Source organism: Microbacterium sp. NPDC090281 (assembly GCF_044769635.1).
Taxonomy (GTDB): domain Bacteria; phylum Actinomycetota; class Actinomycetes; order Actinomycetales; family Microbacteriaceae; genus Microbacterium.
The window spans coordinates 706756-724459 of sequence record NZ_JBIVYH010000002.1; the positions used below are offsets into that span (position 1 = coordinate 706756).

Genomic DNA, 17704 nt, shown 5'->3' on the forward strand with positions numbered 1-17704 from the left:
AGAGTCGCGACCGGCGTCGACTCCCAGGAGAACGACTATACGCGAGAGCCGCCTCCGCACAGCGGCATCAGGGGATCACGATACGATGAGCCGGCGTCGGAGTCGAGGCGCACGACTGCCATGGGGATGGGGCGGATGACCAGGGGACCGGAATCGAACGACATGATCACTGTGACGATCGGTGTACCCACCTATCGGCGTCCGGAGCTTCTGGGCGCCCTGCTCCGCACGCTGCCCGCACGCATCGCCGAGTGCGCCGAGCTCGGGGTCGACATCGACGTCGTCGTCGTGGACAACGATCCCGAGGGGTCCGCACGCGAGGTCGCCACGAGCGCCGGGCTTCCGGTCCGCTACGTCGTCGAGCCGACGGCGGGCATCGTCGCCGCCCGCAACCGGATCCTCGACGAGTGCGCCGATCGCGACCTCCTCGCCTTCATCGACGACGACGAGATCCCCCGGGAAGCCTGGCTCTCCTCTCTCATCACGGTCTGGCGCGAGCACGGAGCCGATGCGGTGATGGGGCGCGTCATCTCGGTCTTCGACGAGGACGTCGACCCCTGGCTGCTCGCGTCGGGAACGTTCCGCCGACCGCCCAGGAAGACGGGCACCGTCCTGCACGTCGCGGCCGCGGGGAACCTCCTGCTCGATCTGCGCTCCATCCGCCGGCTCGGTCTGCGCTTCGACCCGTCGCTGGGATTGGGCGGCGGGGAGGACACTCTCTTCTCTCGGCAGCTCGCCCAGCGAGGCGGCCTGATCGTGTGGTGCAACGAGTCCGAGACCGAAGACCTCGTCGTCGCCGCGCGACTCAGCAGGGCCTGGGCGGCGCAGCGCGCATTCAGCTCGGCGAACGCCGGCACCCGGATCCAGCTGCAGCTCACCGAGGGCCGGGCCCGAAGAGGGGTTCTGCGCCTTCGCGCCCTGGTCGGCGGCGTCGCCAGGATCATCGTCGGAACCCTGCGGCGCGCCTTCGGCGCCCTGACCTCGAACATCACGCACCACGCCAGAGGGACCCGCCTCGTGCACCGCGGCCGCGGCACGATCGCCGCCTCCCTCGGCCGCCGCTACGACGAGTACCGTCGCCCATCGGAGGATGACACGACCATGACCGATCCCGGATCGACCATCCGCGTGATGCAGTCGCTGGGCGCACCGCGTCCGACGACGAACCCTTACAACAAGATGCTCGATGAGGCGCTGGGCTCCACCGCGGGCCTCACGCGTCTGCGCTTCTCCTGGGGGACAGCACTCTTCGGCCGCTACGACGCCTTCCACTGGCACTGGCCGGAAGCGAAGCTGCACGGCTCCAGCTGGTGGAAGTCCACGGGCAAGTTCCTCCTCACCACTGCGCTCGTGTTCCGGCACCGCCTGTCGCGACGGATCGCCGTCGTACGCACGGTCCACAACATCGAGCTCCCCGACGACAACGCCCCACGGCTGTGGCTGCTGCGCTTCATCGACCGCCACACCGACTACCGGATCGTCATCAACGAGACGACTCCGCTCGCACCAGGCACCCCGCACAGCCTGATCCTGCACGGTGACTACCGCGGCTGGTACGCGAAGTTCCCGTCCGCCGAGCGGGTGAAGGGCCAGCTCGGCTCGTTCGGCGGGATCCGCCGCTACAAGGGGCTGGAGGGATTCATCGACGCCTATGCGGAGGCCGTCAAGGTCGAGCCTGCACTGAGCCTGCGGATCGGCGGCCGCCCGTCCACCCCCGAACTAGGAGACGACCTCCGGGCCCGGACGGCGGACCTCCCCGGAGTGGGACTGCATCTCGACTTCCTCAGCGATGCCGAGCTGGTCCAGCTCGCGACCTCTTCCGACCTCATCGTGCTGGCCTACCGCTTCATGCACAACTCGGGCAGCGTCCTCGCCGCCCTGTCGATGGACACACCGGTGCTCGTCCCCCGCAACGAGGCGAACGAGGCTCTCGGACGCGAGGTCGGCCAGGAGTGGGTGCTCATGTACGACGGCGACCTCGACGCGCCGACGGTCGTGGAGGCGTGGCGTGCTGCGACGACGGTGACGGGCTCGCCCGATCTGTCCCGACGCGACTGGGCCGACGCCGGCAGAGCGCACGCCGACGCATTCCGCGCGGCCGTGCGGGTCAAGCGACGCGGCTCGAAGCACTAGAGCAGCCGGGCCGCCCCAGGCGAGCCATCACGCCGTGGGCAACAGCCCGCGCACCAGCGACGCGACCATGATCTGCGTCGTGAAGTGCCGCTCCACCTCGACCCGACCGTTCTGACCCAGTTCGGCAGCGCGTGCCGGATCATCGAGCAGTCGGAGCAGCGTGAGCGCGAGCTCGGCAGGATCCTCCGGGGGAACGAGGTAACCGGTGCGCCCTTCGCTCACGTACTGGTGCATCCCCGGTGTGTCCGTAGCGACCACCGGACGGGCTGTCGCGAGAGCCTCGAGTGCGACGGTCATCCCGGATGCATGCAGATTCGGCCTGGTCGGCACGACGACCACACTCGCGGTCACGTAGAGATCGCGGAGCTCGGCGTGCGGGATGTGCCGGACGACCTGCACACCCTCCGGCGGGGCGAGTTCCGACCGCGTCTGCACCACCACCTCGGTCTCCGGACTGATGGCGAGCACCCGTGCGAGCGCTGCGAAGAGGGTTGCCGGATCACGATCCCTGTCGTTCCCCACGCTGACGATGCGCGGCCGCGCCGGGTATGGTCTCGGGACGAAGAACGCGCTGTCGATACCGAACGGCACGGCGAACACCCGTGTCGATCCTGTTCCCAGCATCAGTCGCAGCGGCTCTACCTGCGCCTCACTGAGCACCCACGCGGCCTCTGCCCTGCCCAGCATCGTGATCATCCGTGTCGGCGCATCGCCGGTCTCGGCCATGTCCGTGAGCCAGATCACACCGGTGGCGAACCGGCTCCGCGGGTGGGTCGTCTGCATCCGATAGGCCGTGTTCTCATCCCAGGTGAGCGCAAGGCCGTCGACGGGCCGCGGCCCCATGGCGAATCGCGCACGAGCCCGCGCGACGCGACCCGGCGGGGCGAGATCGACCAGATCGACGGCGGCATGCTCGCGCAGCGCATCGAGGCCGTACGGCCAGACGCTGGGCACCTCTCCTCTGGCGTGGCTCTGCTCCCAGGCGCGCGCCGACTGTTCGGCACGATGCGCCCAGGTGAGAGACAGGGAGGGACCGCCCTCGGATTCCACGAGCCAACTATGGACCTCCCCGGCGCATCATGGCAAGAGAGGAGTTGCCGAAGACACCGCCGAGCTGTTCCGTCCGAGCGGTTCCCGACGAGCCCTAGAGCTCGCCCGGCTTCATCACCTCGACATCGATGGCCCGGATCACACGCTGCGCGGCCGTGTCGGTCGGCGGCTCGGCGCCGACGACATCGGCCTTTCGACGCCGCTGTGGGGCGTACACGACGAGCGAGTGGAACAGGAATCGGGCGAAGAACGCCACGATGAGCGAGAGCCCCGTGGCGACCACGCTCGAGATGTGCCAGGACTCGACCATCAGGGCCATCACCGGGATACGCAGCGCCGCCTCGACGTTGTTGAAGGCGAAGGAGCTGGCGAAGCGGATGCCGAGCGCGCGGGCATCCGTGCGCATGTCGGCGAACACGAACCGCTCCTGCAGCACGAAGTTGCCGATGATCGTCACCTCGGCGCCGATGATCGCCGCCCAGATGTAGGGCACCCCTGCCGCGGTCAGCGCCCACATGATTCCGAGGTTCGCGGCCGCGCCGATCACACCGATGAGCGCGAACAGGGACATCTTGCCGAACCGCAGGCGGGCGAGGTGCTCGAGGAACATCGCCCCCTGGCGAAGGCTCGCCTTGGACGTGCCGTGGCGACGCTCGGCGAACTCCATCGGCACCTCGGCGATGCGCAGATCGTTACGCGCGAGGATCTCGAGGAGGATCTTGAAGCCCCGAGGCTGAAGCGTCGAGAGATCGAGCCGACCGCGGTCGACGAGGAAGAAGCCGGTCATCGGGTCGGTGCTGCGAGCGAGCCGGATCGGGAACATCGCCCTGGTCAGCCAGGTCGCCGTGCGCGAGACGCCGAAGCGCACCGCCGTGCCGAGACCACTCGTGTCTCCCCCGCCGATGTAGCGGGATGCTGCGACGACGTCGGCGTCACCCGTCGCGTGCCGGGCGAGCAGCACGGGGAGGAGCTCGGGCGGATGCTGCAGGTCGCCATCCATCACGATGCAGAGGTCGGCGACCGCGGCCTCGAGTCCGACGACGACGGCGCCTCCCAGCCCGCCGGTGTTCTCGGTGCGGTGGATGACGCGCACCGGGATCGGGGCGTCGACAGCCACACGCGCGACTTCGGCAGCGGTGTCGTCGGTGCTGTCGTCGACGAACAGGATCTCGGCATCCCACCCGGCGAGCGCGGCCGATGTCCGTGCGACGAGTTCGGCGACGTTGTCGCGCTCGTTGAACGTCGGCACGATGACCGTGACCGGTGTCCCCACGTCCGCCCCCTGTTCCGCATGCGCATCGCCTGCGGCCTCCATCGTTCCACGGGTTCCTATGGGGAACGAAACTCAAACCTGCTAGACTTTCGAACCGCGGCTGTGGGAGTCGCGAAGCGGATGGGGATCCGCTTACTGGGGAATTACTGATCTGGGGAGATCATGGGGACGCGTATCGGCTACGCCGTTGGTGCTTTCGACCTGTTTCACGTCGGGCATCTGAATCTACTTCGTCACGCCAAGCAGCACTGCGACATTCTGATCGCAGGCGTCGTCAGCGACGAGATGCTGCGTCAGGTGAAGGGCATCGAGCCCGTCATCCCGACGGCAGAGCGTGCGGAGATCGTGAAGCACATTTCGTTCGTCGACGAGGTCTACGTCGAGACGACGCCGTCGAAGATGGACTCGTGGCGCGACGTGCAGTTCACGCACTTCTTCAAGGGCGACGACTGGCGAGGCACCGACAAGGGTCTGCGCCTGGAGCGGGAGTTCGCCGAGGTCGGAGTCGAGGTCGTGTACTTCCCGTACACGGCACACACGTCGAGCTCGTCGCTGCGCCGTGCGCTCGACGCGATCACGGCAGGTGCGAGCGCTCCTGCCGTCGCCGCGGCCCGCTGAGCGTCAGGCCGGTCACTCAGCCGACCGGTCAGTTCGCGACGCCGAGCAGGCTGCGCGCCATCCGCGCCACGTGTGGCGGCGTGTGCGGTCCGAGCCAGACGGTCCATTGCGACGGCGGTTCACTGCACGCCCACTCGACACACCACGCGTGCACGGCATTGGCGAGTCGCTCACCGCGAGTATGCGCCCTGATGCCGTCTCCGCGCACCAGCCAGCGCACAGAGACCCCGTCGGGGACGTCGATGTGACGGAACTGGATGCGCGCCGCAGCCTCGAGGATCACGACGCCCTGCGCGTCCCACGGCAGTCGCGCAGCGATGCTCGCGATGAAGCCCGCATCGGCCGCATCGCCGGCGACGAGCACCGCACCTTCGATGTTGTCCCAATCGGGATCTTCCAGGTGCTCGCATGCGCTGCTCATGGCATTCAGTATAAGTAAGGGTACCCTTACCGACAAGGGCTGATCTCGTCGGTGCCTCTGCACCGAGCCACCCAGTCGACACTCAGCGCCACATCATCAGAGCGGCCGTAGGCTGGATACATGACTTCTCCTGCCACCGACACCATCACGATGTTCGGCGCCGACTGGTGCCGCGACTGCATCCGCACCAAGAAGCAGCTCGACGAGCTCGGTGTCGAGTACACCTACATCGACCTGGTCGCCGAGCCTGCTGCCGCGGACGTCGCGAAGGAGATCTCGGGGCGGATGAACATCCCCGTCGTCGTCTACCCCGACGCCTCGCACCACGTCGAGCCGTCGAACGCCGACGTCGAGTCGAAGCTGCGCGAGCTCTCGCTGATCTGATCCGTCGGCATCGCGCCGCTACACTGGCGCGATGAGCACCGAGGCTCGGCCCGAACGAGCATCCGTCCGCCTTTCTCCGCGCACGATCCTGCTGTATGCGATCGGCTCGCTCGGGACCGGCGGCTATGCCACGCTGCCCGGGCTCGTGCTGACGTACTTCCTCACGGACAACCTCGGGGTTGCCGCGCTCGCAGCTGGACTCATCGTCACGGCAGCGAAGATCTGGGACGTGCTGATCGACCCGCTGATCGGCGCCGCCTCGGATCGTCAGCTCGCACGCACGGGGTCACGCCGCGGGTTCATGGTGACCGGCGCGCTGGCACTGCCGCTGTTCTTCGCCCTCACCTTCGCAGTCCCTCCGTCCTGGGGGCCCGTCGCCGGCGCGATCTGCGTGCTGCTGGCTTTCCTCGCGACCGCGACGGCCTTCAGTCTCTTCCAGGTGCCGTACGTCGCGCTCCCGGCGGAACTGACGAGCAGCTACGACGAACGCACGCGCCTGCTCGGGTGGCGGGTCGTCGTGCTCACCGCGTCGATCCTGCTCTTCGGTGCCGGCGGCCCGGCGTTGCGCAACGCCGGTGACGATCCCGTCATGGGCTACCTCCTGATGGGTGTCGCCTCGGGTCTGGTGATCGGCATCGGGATGCTGATCGCATCGAGAACCGCAGATGTCGCGGCCCGAGACACCACGACAGCCACTGCCGCCGCCTCCTCCACCTGGCGCGATCAGTACATGTCGGGCTTCCGTGCGCTCGGACGCAGCCAACCGTTCCGAGCGCTGCTGGGCACCTTCGTGCTGCAGGCGCTCGCGACGGGAACGATGCTCGCCGGCGCACAGTATGTGGCGACCTGGGTGCTGCGCTCCGAAGACGCCGTGACCTTCGTCTTCGTCGCACTCGTGGGTCCGGCGCTGCTCGCCACTCCGGGGTGGACCGTCATCGCTCGACGGGTCGGCAAGGAGCGGGCGTTCGCGATGGCCAGCATCCTCTTCACGGCGGCTGCGGCATCGCTCATCTTCGCGGTCTGGACGCCCGGTGCCTGGATCTACGCCTCGGTCGCGGTCGCCGGCATCGCCTACGCGGGACTCCAGTCGCTGCCGATGGCCATGCTGCCCGATGTCATCTCCCACGACGAGCGCACCAGCGGGCCCGGCCAGGCCGGTACCTTCACCGGCATCTGGACCGCGGGAGAGACGGTCGGCTTCGCACTCGGCGCGACCGCGGTGTCGCTCACGCTCGCGATGACCGGCTACGTCTCGACCGTCGCCGGCGCCACGGTCGAGCAGCCCGAGGCGGCCGTCACCGGCATCGTGCTCAGCTTCAGCATCCTGCCCGCCGTGCTGATGGCCGCCAGCCTGCTGACCCTTCGCCATTACCGTCTGCGCCGTGACGACATCGACGCCTTCGCAAGCTCCGACGCCTAAGCTGGGATCCCGTCCGAAGGAGACGCCGATGACTTCTGCGAGCACATCCGCCAGCCCCGCCACGACCGCGAAGCCCGCGCCGAAGGCCGAAACCCCGGCGCTGGACGAAGGTGAACGAGAGCGACTCGACACGGCGGTCGATGCCCTGCAGATCGGGGCACGTACCTGGACCGCCCTCACCGTCGCCCAGCGAGTGACCCTGCTGCGGGCAGTGCGCACGAGCGTCGCCGCGACCGCGGAAGACTGGGCGAGCACGGCTGCAGCCTCGAAGGGCCTCGACGCGAAGCACCCGCTGCGCGGCGAGGAATGGCTCAGCGGACCGTACAGCGTGATCGGCGCGCTCGACGCCTACATCGAAACCCTCTCCCGCCTCGCGAGCGGCGCCAACCCACTCGACGGCATCACGGTCGACCGTGCTCCCGGTGGACGCACCAGGGTGCGCGCTTTTCCCCTGACCGGGATCGACAAGTTCCTGCTCTCCGGTTTCACGGGTGAGGTCTGGTTGGAGCCGGGCATCACGCCCAGTGCCGCGCGCGCATCCGCCGGCCTCGCCCAGCGCACGCCCACCGAGTCGGGCGGCGTCGGGCTCGTGCTCGGCGCGGGGAACGTGACCTCCATCCCGGTGCTCGACGTGCTCTACGAGCTGCTGGCCCACAACCGCACCGCGCTGCTCAAGGTGAACCCCACGCAGGACTCCCTGGTGCCGGTGTACAAGCGTGCGCTCGCTCCGCTCATCGAGCCCGGTTTCCTGCGCATCGTCCGCGGCGGACCGGCGGTCGGCGCCTACCTCACCGGTCATCCCGGACTCGTGCACGTGCACATCACCGGCTCTGCGGCGACCTTCGACACCATCGTGTGGGGCCCGTCCAAGGGCGAGGGCGCCGCCGCCACCAAGCGACGCCGGCGCGAGAACCGGCCGCAGTTGAAGAAGCCGATCACGGCCGAACTCGGCGGCGTCTCCCCCATAATCGTCGTGCCCGGAGCGTGGACGGACGCCGACATCACCTACCAGGCCGAGCACGTCGCGACCATGCGGCTGCAGAACGGCGGCCACAACTGCATCGCCGGCCAGGTCGTCATCATGTCGTCCGACTGGGATCAGGCCGATGCCTTCCGCGCCGCGTTGCGCCGCGCCTATGCCAACGCCCCGGAGCGTCCGATCTGGTACCCGGGCTCCCCCTCGCGCATGGAGCTAGCGACCGACGCATACCCGGATGCGCTCGTGCTGGGCGACCGACTGCTCGTCGAGATCAATGCCGACGACGACCCGACAGCACTCGAGACCACCGAGTACTTCTCTCCCGTGCTCGGCGTCGTCACCGTGCCAGGCACGGGTCAGGATTTCCTGGATGCGGCCGTGGCCCACGCGAACGACAAGCTCCAGGGCACCCTCGGCGCGAACCTGCTGATCGACCCCGCGACCGAGAAATCGCTCGGCGCGGGTTTCGAACGGGCGATCGCCGCGCTCCACTACGGTTCCATCGCGATCAACAGCTGGACGGCGTTCGCATTCATCACTCCCACCCTCACGTGGGGCGCTTTCCCCGGCGGAACGATCGACGACGTGGGCAGCGGCATCGGCGTCGTGCACAACGCGCTTCTGCTCGACGGGGTCGAGCGCTCGGTGCTCCACGGCCCGTTCCGTCCGCTCCCGCGGTCGCTGCCGATCGCGAACGGCGGCGGGCGCTTCACGATCCTGCCGAAGCCACCGTGGTTCGTCTCGGCACGCACCGGGGCAGCCGTGAGCGAGGGGCTGACGCGCTACCGGGTGGACGGCAACGTCGTGGGTCTCCTCAAGACGCTGACGAAGGCGCTGCGGGCCTGACGGTCAGCGCGCGGCGCGCGCGAACCTGTCGGTCGCTGCCCGGAGCGCCTTCTGCGTGCCGGGCTCGGTGGCCGCGTGACCGGCGTCGTCGATCACGACGAACTCCGCCTCCGGCCACGCACGATGCAGGTCCCACGCCGTCATCATCGGCGTCGCGACATCGTGCCGCCCCTGCACGATGACCGTCGGGATGTGACGGATGGCGTCGACACCGGCGATCAGTTGCCCCTCTTCCCACCAGCCGCGGTTGACGAAGAAGTGGTTCTCGATGCGCGCGAACGCCGTGGCCTTCTCGGGGTCGGACATCGCCTCGATCTGCGCCTCATTCGGCGTCAGCGTGACGGTCGAGGCCTCCCACGTCGACCAGGCGACCGCTGCCGGCACATGCACAGCGGGGTCGGGGTCGAACAGCCGCCGGTGGTACGCCTCGATCATGTGCGAGCGCTCCAGCACCGGGATCTGCGCGATGAACCCCTCCCAGAGGTCAGGAAACAGCGCCGCGGCACCGCCCTCGTAGAACCACTCGAGCTCGACACGGCGCAGCGTGAAGATCCCCCGCAGCACCAGCTCGGTCACGGCATCCGGATGCGCCTGCGAGTAGGCGAGCGCCAGGGCGCTGCCCCACGATCCACCGAAGACCTGCCACTTCTCGATGCCGAGGTTCTTGCGCAGCAGTTCGATGTCGGCGATCAGATGCGCCGTCGTGATGTGTCGGAAGTCGGCGTCGGGCACGCTCGCGTTCGGTGTGCTGCGCCCGCACCCGCGCTGATCGAACAGCACGATGCGGTAGCGCTTCGGGTCGAAGAACTGCCGCTGCCAGGGCGATGTCCCGCTGCCCGGGCCCCCGTGGAGGAACACCACCGGCTTGCCGTCGGGGTTGCCGCTGACCTCCCAGTAGACGCGGTGGCCGTCGCCGACGAGCAGCTCCCCGGTCTCATACGGTTCGATCGGTGGATACAGTGCATCCGTCTTCTTCATCTTCGGCCCCCCAGCCGTCGTGCTGACTACTTCGTCAACGGTAACGGACGTTCCGCTCCTCCGCCGGGATCACGGATCCAACTGCGCGGCGGGAAGCGTCAGCACCTGCCCGCAGACGCCGAGTCCGTTCTGATAGCCCTCAGCGAACCAGCGCGTGCGCTGTTCGCTGGAGCCGTGGGTCCAGCTCTCCGGATTCGAGAACCCGGACTGCTCCTGGATGTGGTCATCGCCGACCACGAACGCCGCGTTCAGTGCGTCGATACGCTGTGCCTCGGTGGTCGGCTGCAGATAGGGGACACCCTTGCTGTCGGTCTCCTCCGAGATCCGACCGATCCAAGCACCGGCATAGCAGTCTGCCTGCAGCTCGGTGCGCACGCCGTTGCTGCCCGGCCCCGTCCCGTTGTTCGGGTAATCGTCCATGACGCCGGTGATCCATTGGATATGGTGGCCCCACTCGTGACCGACGATGTACAGCTGCGCAAGATCGCCGGCGGACGCGCCGAACTGCTGCTGCATGAGCTGGAAGAACGTGGGGTCGATGTAGACCGTCTCGTCGCCAGGACAGAAAAACGGCCCGACGGCGTTGGAAGCGGTTCCGCAGGCGGTGCTCGTCGACCCGTCGACCACGATGAATCCGGGCTTCCGGTAGCCCTCGACGTTGTCGGCCCAGAACTCGTCGAGCGCGACCTGCGCTCCAGCCATCCGGCAGTCGACGTCGGCGTTCGCCTGAGCGCCGGTGTCGCAGTTCTCGATGGCCGATCCGCCGGCCGGTTCATTGCCCCCGGACGGCGCTCCGCCGCCCAGCAACCCGGTCAGATCGATGCCGAGCAGCGGTCCGGCGATGAGCGCGATGATGCCGAGCACACCCACGCCGGCGCCGCCCGCGATGGCCGCCGTGCGTCCGCGTCGACGCGTGGTGTTGCCCGAGATGTCGGCATCGGGATTGAAGGTCATGCGTCGAGATTACTCCGAGCAGAAGCATGTCGAACGGACGTAGGCTCGGGGCATGACGACCACGATCACCATCACCGGCGCGGGCGGACAGATCGGCTATGCGCTGCTGTTCCGAATCGCGGCCGGCGACCTGCTCGGACCGGACGAGAAGGTGCGGCTGCGACTGCTGGAGATCCCGCAGGGACTCGGCGCCGCTGAGGGTGCGGCGCTCGAACTGCAGGACGGCGCGTTCGGCATGCTGGAGCACGTCGAGGTGACGGATGACGCCGCAGTGGGCTTCGACGGCGCCGACCTCGCGCTCCTCGTCGGCGCGCGGCCGCGCGGGCCCGGTATGGAACGGGCCGACCTGCTCGCGGCCAACGCCGGCATCTTCGGCCCGCAGGGAGCGGCCATCGCGGCGAATGCCGCATCGGGCGTGCGGGTGACGGTGGTCGGCAACCCCGCCAACACGAACGCACTGATCGCCGCGGCCTCGGCCGACGGGGTGCCGGCCGAGCGCTTCACAGCCCTGACGCGGCTCGACGAGAACCGCGCTCGGGCTCAGCTCGCGCAGACGCTGGGCGCCCCTGTGCACACCGTTCGCCGCGTGCCCATCTGGGGCAACCACTCGGCGACGCAGTTCCCTGACATCTCGCACGCGACAGTCGGCGGCAGCCCGGTCGGAGAGGCGCTCGAGCAGATCGTGGGCGACGTGCCCACCTGGCTCGACCAGACGTTCATCCCCCGCGTCGCCAAGCGCGGAGCGGAGATCATCGAGGTGCGCGGATCCTCCTCCGTGGCGTCTGCGGCGAGTGCGACCATCGACCACGTGCGCGACTGGGTGCAGGGCACCGATGACTGGACCTCGGCGGGCGTCGTCTCGCACGGCGAGTACGGAGTTCCGGAAGGACTGATCTCGTCGTTCCCGGTGCGCGCGGTCGATGGTGAGTGGCAGATCGTCGAGGGTCTCGAACTGACCGACTGGGCACGGGCCAGGGTCGACGCCTCGGTGGCGGAGCTGCTGCAGGAACGGGAGACGGTGCAGGGCCTCGGCCTGTTGTGAATCCGGTCACCGCTACGCACGACGACAGGGCAGAATGGATGCCGGAGGTGCGCGATGAGCGAGACGATTGATCCCACGAAGACCACGGCATCGGTCGAAGAGGCTCTGACGAGCCCCCTTCACCTGCCGCACGACGCGGCGACGTGCCCGAAGTGCTTCACCGAACTGCAGCAGAACCGCAACTTCTGGACCGCACGCCCCGACGGCTCACGCCTGGTCGGTCTCGTCGTCGCACGCGAGGGAATGCCGTCGGTCGTCGAGCAGCGCGACGATCTCACCCGTTTCGGAGTGCCGATCGAGGGATTCCGGCACCCGGCGCCCGACATCCTGGAGAGCTGGAACGACCGCCTCGCGCGTCTCATCTCGACCCTCAAGCACGGCGACGTGCTGGTGGTCGTGAACATCAACGCTCTCGGCCGCGACGCCGATGAGGGTGCCCGCACGGTCTCCGAGCTGCGCCGCCACGGCATCATCGTGAAGGTCCTGGGCCACGACGCCCGGCACCTCGCCGACGCCGCCGCGCGCTGACGCCGGCCCGCGCGCAGACGCTACGGCGTCGTGGTGGGCTTCGGCGTCGGACCGAAGGCCGGCTCACCCGGCGTCACACCGAAGAACAGCGGATCGCTCGGCGACTCCTCGCGCGGAAGATATCCTTCCGAGAGGTTGGCATCGCCGAACAGCTGGTCGCCCAGTTCGTAGCGATCTCCCGGCCAGCACTTGGTCGTCGCCGTGACCGACACGGAACCGTTCGCGATGAAAGTCACCATCAGCAACGAGAAGTCACCCTGCTTCCGCACGATCACGTCGGTCGACTTCGACTCGCCCGATCCGAGTTCCTGTCCCTCGACGTCGTAACCCGCGTCGGTGAGGTGTTCCCGCACCGACTCGCTCAGTGCCGAGTGCTCGGCCGGATCCACCCCGGTCGATCGGGCGAGGTCGAACTTGTACGAGCCGTCCGGGCATCCCGCCCCCGACGGCTGCATTCCGAAGGTACCGACCTCCGCCGACCACGGACCGTCGAAGATCAGCGCCTGCACGTCATTCGTCACGCCCCGGTAGTCGAGGTAGTGCTGCTCGGCCTGAGCCACCAGCTCATCGCCTGTGGGCGTCGCCCGCCCGTCTCCACCCGCGCATCCCGGGAGGGCGAGTGCCAACACCGCCGTCGCCGCAAGCATCTGCCAGCGCTTCTTCATCCGTGACCCCTGCCTCCCGCATCCTCGCTCCTGCTCATCTCAACGGTCCGCCATGTCATCGCTGCCCGCTGCGCCTCAGTCGCCGTAAGGCGCCACGGGGAACTTGGTCTGGGTCGGCTGCGGATCGACCGGCGTGCCGTCTTCGTTGTAGTACACCGGGCTCCCCTCCTCGGGGAAGTAGAACCGCGGCTGCCAGTCCGGCCCTTCGAACGCAGGGAAACGCAGCGCCGCGCCCTTGTAGACGAGCTGCCCGCCGAAGACCATGTCGGAGAGGTCGGCCGCATCGCCTGGGATGCACCCCGGCGTCGCCGACGCCGAGATCTGGTTCCGACCGGGCCGGATCGTCACGACACCACGACCGACATCGCCACCGGTGCCGATGACATTCACCTCCTGCCGATCGCCCTCGCCGAACCGGGCTGTGCTCGCTTCTACACCCGCGTCCTCGAAGGCGGCAGTCGCTGCGGCGACCACCGCATCAACATCGATCTCCTCCGTGGGCTCGAGCACCCGCGACCAGGAGAATGTATACCCTGACACCTCGCCGTCGATACGACACGGTATGGGGTCCACTCCGTACGAACCCTGATCCACGGCCCATTCCCCGTCGTGAATCGCCATGATCACGGAGTGCATGATCGTGGAGTAGGCGACGTAGTTCTTCTCACCGTCGCGATACAGCGCATCGCCCTCAGGCGCCGACCCGCAGCTCGTCATCGTCATCACCAATCCGACGGCCGCTGCCGCCATCACTCCGCGCTGCCATCTACCGCGCATTCGCAGTCCTATCCGCTCAGAAGTCGATGAGAGCATACTCATCGCTGATCCACCAGTTGTTCGCATCCCAGAAACCCTGGGTACTGCCCTCGCCCCCGCGCTCGGTGCCGGGCTGTGCTGTCTGAATGATCTCCGACACGTTGTAGAACGATTCAGAACCCGGCTCAAGATATGCACCGGGACCGAGAGCGTCGTGTCCGGCCGCAGCCGGAAGACTCTCCCCGGATGCGCTCACGCCACCATCGCTGTCGAACACGGTAATCCCTGGCAAAGCCTCTGGGCTGACAGGATGCCCGGGAGCTGTGCCACGACCGACCCGCGCGACGGCATCGTCTTCCGATATCGTCGCGTAGACCTGCGGCGGCTTACCGTTAGTCAGGTTCTCGACCACGATCGGATCGTTCGGGAAGCCGGCGGAGCCGACGTACCCCGATCGTGTGCCCGGCCGACGGAGAGAACTCCCCATCGCCCCGGGGACGAGAAAGGGGCCGACGGCGAACCGTCGACCCCTCTCGAGAAACTGTGTGTCAGCTGCCGGCGAGCTGCTGGTCCAGGTCCTGGATCGCACGCATCATGCCGAGCAGCGACTCGGACATGTCGTTGATGCCATCGACCGCGGTCTTCAGACCCGTCGTCAGCTCCGTGTAACCCTCACCGAACTTCCCCGACGCGTGCTGCGTCTTGAAGTCCTCACCCAGAAGAGTGTCGACCTGACCCTTCAACGTGTCCAACTGACCCTGAATGTCATCACGAGCCTGCGACAGCGACGACGCCACCTGCTCCATCTCTGCATAAGACGCACCGAAATCGGCCATCGTCCACACCTCCGCAAATCGAAAGAACCGGACCCCTCCGGCCCGAATACCCCCACACTACGGGCCCCCACCGAAACCCGTCGATGGGGACAACTCCCCATCCCCGCAACACGACACGAGTCAGCGCCGAACGAAGACAGACCGAATTCGCACCCACAGCGGATCAGCCTCGGAGAGTCCGGCGACGAGATGCATGACTCCCCCGAGCACGAAGAGCATGGGCTCAGGTGGTGTCAGATTCTCCACCGGCTGCTCGTCCTCTTCTCGGAGTACTCGACGAACGCCTTGATGCCTTCCGCGTTCGCACGCACGGCGAGCTCCGTGAGCGCCGCCGCCCCTAGACCGCGCTTGTGCACCTTCACGACGGTCGATCGCACGCTCGTCGTGGAGGCGTGCGACAGCGGTTCGATGAAGCTGCTCCACCGACGCAGGTCCGTGTCGTCGAGCTCGGCACGGCACTTCCGCCGCAGCCGGGCGAGACGCCGACCTCCGGCCTTCCGCTTCCCGAAGGCCTCCGAATCGAGGTCGTCACCGCGGGTCTGGAACACCTTCGTCTGCCGCCGCGCGACATCCTCGATCACCTGCTCGACCTCGGCGGCATACGCCGGCATCCCCCGAAGCAGCCGCCGCTCCTCTGCCACCCAGCGCCGCAGCAGCAGCTCCTCGCAGTCGTCGCACAACCGCGCGGGCAGGGTGCCGTCCACCGCGTAGCCGCAGTCGCACACGACGCCTCCACGCCGGGGACCGCGATGCGGGCGCCCTCCGAGCCTCTCGCGAAGGAGGGACCCGCCGATCGCACTGCGCCCCAGCTCGTCGGCGAGGATGCCCTCCCCGCTACGGCACTGCCGATCCGCGACGAGTGCCTCCCACCGCTCCTGTTCGCGGGGTCCGATCAGATCACGGGCCGACACCGCATACTCGTCCAGGACGGCCGTGATCTCCGCCTCCTGCGCGGCGGTCTTCCGCACCGATGCAGACGTGACCCCCGGCCAGGACGGGAACCCGATCCGCGCGGCCAGTTCTCGCATCCGCGCTTCACCCGCGATCACCGATGTCTCGTGCAGAGCCGCCAGCGCGGCATTTCCCTCGAGAATGCCGCGCTCGAACTCATCGACGGCGTCCGGCGCACTACTCATGCTCCCAGCGTAAAGGCCGGTGGACGACGAAGAGGGCCGACCGTCATGGTCGACCCTCTCCTTCGAACTGTGTCGGCTCAGCTGCCGGCGAGCTGCTGGTCCAGGTCCTGGATCGCACGCATCATGCCGAGCAGCGACTCGGACATGTCGTTGATGCCATCGACCGCGGTCTTCAGACCCGTCGTCAGCTCCGTGTAACCCTCACCGAACTTCCCCGACGCGTGCTGCGTCTTGAAGTCCTCACCCAGAAGAGTGTCGACCTGACCCTTCAACGTGTCCAACTGACCCTGAATGTCATCACGAGCCTGCGACAGCGACGACGCCACCTGCTCCATCTCTGCATAAGACGCACCGAAATCGGCCATCGTCCACACCTCCGCAAATCGAAAGAACCGGACCCCTCCGGCCCGAATACCCCCACACTACGGGCCCCCACCGAAACCCGTCGATGGGGACAACTCCCCATCCCCGCAACACGACACTTCACTTCACTGTCGTCGACGGTGCGCGAGCAGCCGGATCTGCTGATCAGCGTCGGGGCAGCAGCTGGTCGCGCAGCGATTCCGGCCGACCAGCGCTGAAGTACGCCACGGCGATGAACTCGTCGAACAGCGCACGCATGACGTTCTCGAGCTCCCCGAGCGGGGTGGAGAACCGCACCATCAGCACGTGCTTCGAGTCGGGAACGGGAATCCAGTAGTCCACGACGAGCCGGACGATTCCTTCGAGCTGTCCTTCGTCGAGGAGATCGACGCGATGCGTGCGCAGTGCGGGGACGCCGGGTCCACGAACCTTCGCGATCGTCTCGTAGGCTGCGGGGTCGATCTGCTTCAGGCTCTCGCCCATGACTTTCAGGACGGCATCCGCAGACGTGCCGATGGCCGGACTCATGCGCAGGTCGTCGGGTTCGAAGACCACCAGAGTCACGGGCAGCGGCGTTCCGGGCGTGATCTCCGTGGAGAACATGATCGCGCGCGCGCCGCCACGATCGCCTGCTTCTGCAGCCTGCTGGAGTTGCTGCCGCACGCGGGCGCGCTCAGGCGCGCGATCATCTGCGGGTCCGATCGCCTCGCGCGCGATCGTCCGGATCGACGAACGCGTGGTATCCTCGCTCGACAGGTCGACCGAGAACCACCGCCCCGGCAGTCGGAAGCGCAGCTCCGGACGACTCATTCCGGTGCGGTCCACGCGCCGTAGCGATCCTTCATGCCGGTGAGGTTGACGCCGCCTTGGCCGGCGTTCGTGGTTCCCAGGGGGCTGAGTTCTGCGGCGGCTGCCCGAAGATCCACGGGATCGCCATCAGCCGTCGTCTCACCCGCGTAGAGAGTGATCGTGTTGGGCTCCCACGGCAGCGACTGCCAGATGGCCTCGACGGTCGCGTCCAGCTCGTCGCTCGTGAACGGCTCGGCGGAGTCGGTCACGAGCGAGAACTCCGCCCCGTACCCGAAGCCGTTGCGCCACCGGCCGGGATCCTCCACGGCAACGATCCTCGGGACCGCCGTCGTCACGGCGCTCGCCACGTTTCCGTACTCCACTGTCGCCTCCTCCGTCTTGTCGGGCTCCGGCGGCAGGATGCCGCACCCCGCCAGCCCACCACTCAGGAGCGAGCCTGCCAGCAGGATCGCCAGCAGTCGTCGCCTGCCGATGTCTCGTCGCGCCACGTTCATTCCTCCAGATCCTAGGCC

20 protein-coding genes are annotated in these 17704 nt (G+C 67.9%); 7 read left to right on the plus strand and 13 right to left on the minus strand.

What is annotated here, in order from left to right:
• Positions 1-135: 135 nt before the first annotated feature.
• Positions 136-2133 (plus strand): glycosyltransferase, encoded by a 1998-nt coding sequence (locus ACIQTX_RS17600; protein WP_402974589.1) that lies wholly within the window; start codon positions 136-138, stop codon positions 2131-2133.
• A 27-nt stretch (positions 2134-2160) separates the two neighbouring features.
• Here ACIQTX_RS17600 and ACIQTX_RS17605 read toward each other — a convergent pair whose 3' ends face one another.
• Positions 2161-3183 (minus strand): glycosyltransferase family 4 protein, encoded by a 1023-nt coding sequence (locus tag ACIQTX_RS17605; RefSeq protein ID WP_402974592.1) that lies wholly within the window; start codon positions 3181-3183, stop codon positions 2161-2163.
• 94 nt (positions 3184-3277) lie between these two features.
• Positions 3278-4498 (minus strand): glycosyltransferase, encoded by a 1221-nt coding sequence (locus tag ACIQTX_RS17610; protein ID WP_402974595.1) that lies wholly within the window; start codon positions 4496-4498, stop codon positions 3278-3280.
• 120 nt (positions 4499-4618) lie between these two features.
• Here ACIQTX_RS17610 and ACIQTX_RS17615 point away from each other — a divergent pair, with 120 nt between their 5' ends.
• Entirely contained in the window at positions 4619-5074 is a 456-nt protein-coding gene (locus ACIQTX_RS17615; RefSeq protein ID WP_105528530.1) for an adenylyltransferase/cytidyltransferase family protein, read from the plus strand.
• A gap of 28 nt (positions 5075-5102) precedes the next feature.
• On the opposite strand, the gene ACIQTX_RS17620 is transcribed toward ACIQTX_RS17615, so the two are convergent.
• Entirely contained in the window at positions 5103-5495 is a 393-nt protein-coding gene (locus tag ACIQTX_RS17620; RefSeq protein ID WP_105528529.1) for an SIP domain-containing protein, read from the minus strand.
• A 120-nt stretch (positions 5496-5615) separates the two neighbouring features.
• On the opposite strand from ACIQTX_RS17620, the gene ACIQTX_RS17625 reads away from it, so the two are divergent.
• Genes ACIQTX_RS17625 through ACIQTX_RS17635 form a run of 3 tightly spaced genes read left to right on the plus strand, consistent with a single transcriptional unit; the run spans position 5616 to position 9124 of the window.
• The gene (locus ACIQTX_RS17625) at positions 5616-5879 is read left to right on the plus strand and encodes a glutaredoxin domain-containing protein (RefSeq protein WP_105528528.1); all 264 of its coding nucleotides are present in this window, start codon (positions 5616-5618) and stop codon (positions 5877-5879) included.
• A gap of 31 nt (positions 5880-5910) precedes the next feature.
• Positions 5911-7299, plus strand: a complete 1389-nt coding sequence (locus tag ACIQTX_RS17630) for an MFS transporter (protein WP_402974599.1) — start codon at positions 5911-5913, stop codon at positions 7297-7299.
• A 28-nt stretch (positions 7300-7327) separates the two neighbouring features.
• The gene (locus ACIQTX_RS17635; RefSeq protein ID WP_402974602.1) at positions 7328-9124 is read left to right on the plus strand and encodes an aldehyde dehydrogenase family protein; all 1797 of its coding nucleotides are present in this window, start codon (positions 7328-7330) and stop codon (positions 9122-9124) included.
• A 3-nt stretch (positions 9125-9127) separates the two neighbouring features.
• Here the strand turns inward: ACIQTX_RS17635 and pip are convergent, their stop codons facing one another.
• Both pip and ACIQTX_RS17645 read right to left on the minus strand, forming a co-directional pair.
• Complete coding sequence (pip, locus tag ACIQTX_RS17640; protein WP_105528526.1) at positions 9128-10102, minus strand: prolyl aminopeptidase; 975 nt, start codon at positions 10100-10102, stop codon at positions 9128-9130.
• Between the two features lie 69 nt (positions 10103-10171).
• Positions 10172-11056 (minus strand): neutral zinc metallopeptidase, encoded by an 885-nt coding sequence (locus tag ACIQTX_RS17645; protein WP_402974605.1) that lies wholly within the window; start codon positions 11054-11056, stop codon positions 10172-10174.
• 52 nt (positions 11057-11108) lie between these two features.
• Between ACIQTX_RS17645 and ACIQTX_RS17650 the strand changes: the two genes are divergently transcribed.
• Positions 11109-12098 (plus strand): malate dehydrogenase, encoded by a 990-nt coding sequence (locus tag ACIQTX_RS17650; protein ID WP_402974608.1) that lies wholly within the window; start codon positions 11109-11111, stop codon positions 12096-12098.
• A 54-nt stretch (positions 12099-12152) separates the two neighbouring features.
• On the plus strand, positions 12153-12626 hold the full coding sequence (locus ACIQTX_RS17655; RefSeq protein WP_402974611.1) for a recombinase family protein: 474 nt from the start codon (positions 12153-12155) through the stop codon (positions 12624-12626).
• Between the two features lie 20 nt (positions 12627-12646).
• Here the strand turns inward: ACIQTX_RS17655 and ACIQTX_RS17660 are convergent, their stop codons facing one another.
• From ACIQTX_RS17660 to ACIQTX_RS17695, 8 genes are all read right to left on the minus strand, one after another.
• Positions 12647-13291 (minus strand): hypothetical protein, encoded by a 645-nt coding sequence (locus ACIQTX_RS17660; RefSeq protein ID WP_402974614.1) that lies wholly within the window; start codon positions 13289-13291, stop codon positions 12647-12649.
• A gap of 75 nt (positions 13292-13366) precedes the next feature.
• Entirely contained in the window at positions 13367-14068 is a 702-nt protein-coding gene (locus tag ACIQTX_RS17665; protein ID WP_402974617.1) for a hypothetical protein, read from the minus strand.
• Positions 14069-14084: 16 nt separating this feature from the next.
• Positions 14085-14459: a hypothetical protein gene (locus tag ACIQTX_RS17670; RefSeq protein ID WP_402974620.1), complete on the minus strand. Its 375-nt coding sequence runs from the start codon at positions 14457-14459 to the stop codon at positions 14085-14087.
• 136 nt (positions 14460-14595) lie between these two features.
• On the minus strand, positions 14596-14883 hold the full coding sequence (locus ACIQTX_RS17675; RefSeq protein ID WP_028501988.1) for a WXG100 family type VII secretion target: 288 nt from the start codon (positions 14881-14883) through the stop codon (positions 14596-14598).
• Between the two features lie 233 nt (positions 14884-15116).
• Positions 15117-16019, minus strand: coding sequence for a hypothetical protein (locus ACIQTX_RS17680; protein ID WP_402974624.1), 903 nt, complete (start codon positions 16017-16019; stop codon positions 15117-15119).
• Between the two features lie 77 nt (positions 16020-16096).
• Complete coding sequence (locus ACIQTX_RS17685) at positions 16097-16384, minus strand: WXG100 family type VII secretion target (RefSeq protein WP_028501988.1); 288 nt, start codon at positions 16382-16384, stop codon at positions 16097-16099.
• 163 nt (positions 16385-16547) lie between these two features.
• Entirely contained in the window at positions 16548-17207 is a 660-nt protein-coding gene (locus tag ACIQTX_RS17690; RefSeq protein ID WP_402974627.1) for a hypothetical protein, read from the minus strand.
• Positions 17189-17686 carry a hypothetical protein gene (locus tag ACIQTX_RS17695; RefSeq protein WP_105528630.1) on the minus strand — a complete coding sequence of 166 codons (498 nt, stop codon included), beginning with the start codon at positions 17684-17686 and terminating at the stop codon, positions 17189-17191. The genes ACIQTX_RS17690 and ACIQTX_RS17695 overlap by 19 nt, the downstream gene beginning before the upstream one ends.
• Between the last annotated feature and the right edge of the window lie 18 nt (positions 17687-17704).

What these genes read in the sequence shown, in the direction of transcription:
- ACIQTX_RS17620 (WP_105528529.1), bottom strand. Translation starts at nt 5,495, where the DNA reads ATGAGCAGCGCATGCGAGCACCTGGAAGATCCCGATTGGGACAACATC.
- ACIQTX_RS17665 (WP_402974617.1), bottom strand. Translation starts at nt 14,068, where the DNA reads ATGCGCGGTAGATGGCAGCGCGGAGTGATGGCGGCAGCGGCCGTCGGA.
- ACIQTX_RS17675 (WP_028501988.1), bottom strand. Translation starts at nt 14,883, where the DNA reads ATGGCCGATTTCGGTGCGTCTTATGCAGAGATGGAGCAGGTGGCGTCG.
- ACIQTX_RS17655 (WP_402974611.1), top strand. Translation starts at nt 12,153, where the DNA reads ATGAGCGAGACGATTGATCCCACGAAGACCACGGCATCGGTCGAAGAG.
- ACIQTX_RS17660 (WP_402974614.1), bottom strand. Translation starts at nt 13,291, where the DNA reads ATGAAGAAGCGCTGGCAGATGCTTGCGGCGACGGCGGTGTTGGCACTC.
- pip (WP_105528526.1), bottom strand. Translation starts at nt 10,102, where the DNA reads ATGAAGAAGACGGATGCACTGTATCCACCGATCGAACCGTATGAGACC.
- ACIQTX_RS17615 (WP_105528530.1), top strand. Translation starts at nt 4,619, where the DNA reads ATGGGGACGCGTATCGGCTACGCCGTTGGTGCTTTCGACCTGTTTCAC.
- ACIQTX_RS17630 (WP_402974599.1), top strand. Translation starts at nt 5,911, where the DNA reads ATGAGCACCGAGGCTCGGCCCGAACGAGCATCCGTCCGCCTTTCTCCG.
- ACIQTX_RS17680 (WP_402974624.1), bottom strand. Translation starts at nt 16,019, where the DNA reads ATGAGTAGTGCGCCGGACGCCGTCGATGAGTTCGAGCGCGGCATTCTC.
- ACIQTX_RS17695 (WP_105528630.1), bottom strand. Translation starts at nt 17,686, where the DNA reads ATGAACGTGGCGCGACGAGACATCGGCAGGCGACGACTGCTGGCGATC.
- ACIQTX_RS17635 (WP_402974602.1), top strand. Translation starts at nt 7,328, where the DNA reads ATGACTTCTGCGAGCACATCCGCCAGCCCCGCCACGACCGCGAAGCCC.
- ACIQTX_RS17600 (WP_402974589.1), top strand. Translation starts at nt 136, where the DNA reads ATGACCAGGGGACCGGAATCGAACGACATGATCACTGTGACGATCGGT.
- ACIQTX_RS17650 (WP_402974608.1), top strand. Translation starts at nt 11,109, where the DNA reads ATGACGACCACGATCACCATCACCGGCGCGGGCGGACAGATCGGCTAT.
- ACIQTX_RS17625 (WP_105528528.1), top strand. Translation starts at nt 5,616, where the DNA reads ATGACTTCTCCTGCCACCGACACCATCACGATGTTCGGCGCCGACTGG.
- ACIQTX_RS17610 (WP_402974595.1), bottom strand. Translation starts at nt 4,498, where the DNA reads ATGGAGGCCGCAGGCGATGCGCATGCGGAACAGGGGGCGGACGTGGGG.
- ACIQTX_RS17645 (WP_402974605.1), bottom strand. Translation starts at nt 11,056, where the DNA reads ATGACCTTCAATCCCGATGCCGACATCTCGGGCAACACCACGCGTCGA.
- ACIQTX_RS17685 (WP_028501988.1), bottom strand. Translation starts at nt 16,384, where the DNA reads ATGGCCGATTTCGGTGCGTCTTATGCAGAGATGGAGCAGGTGGCGTCG.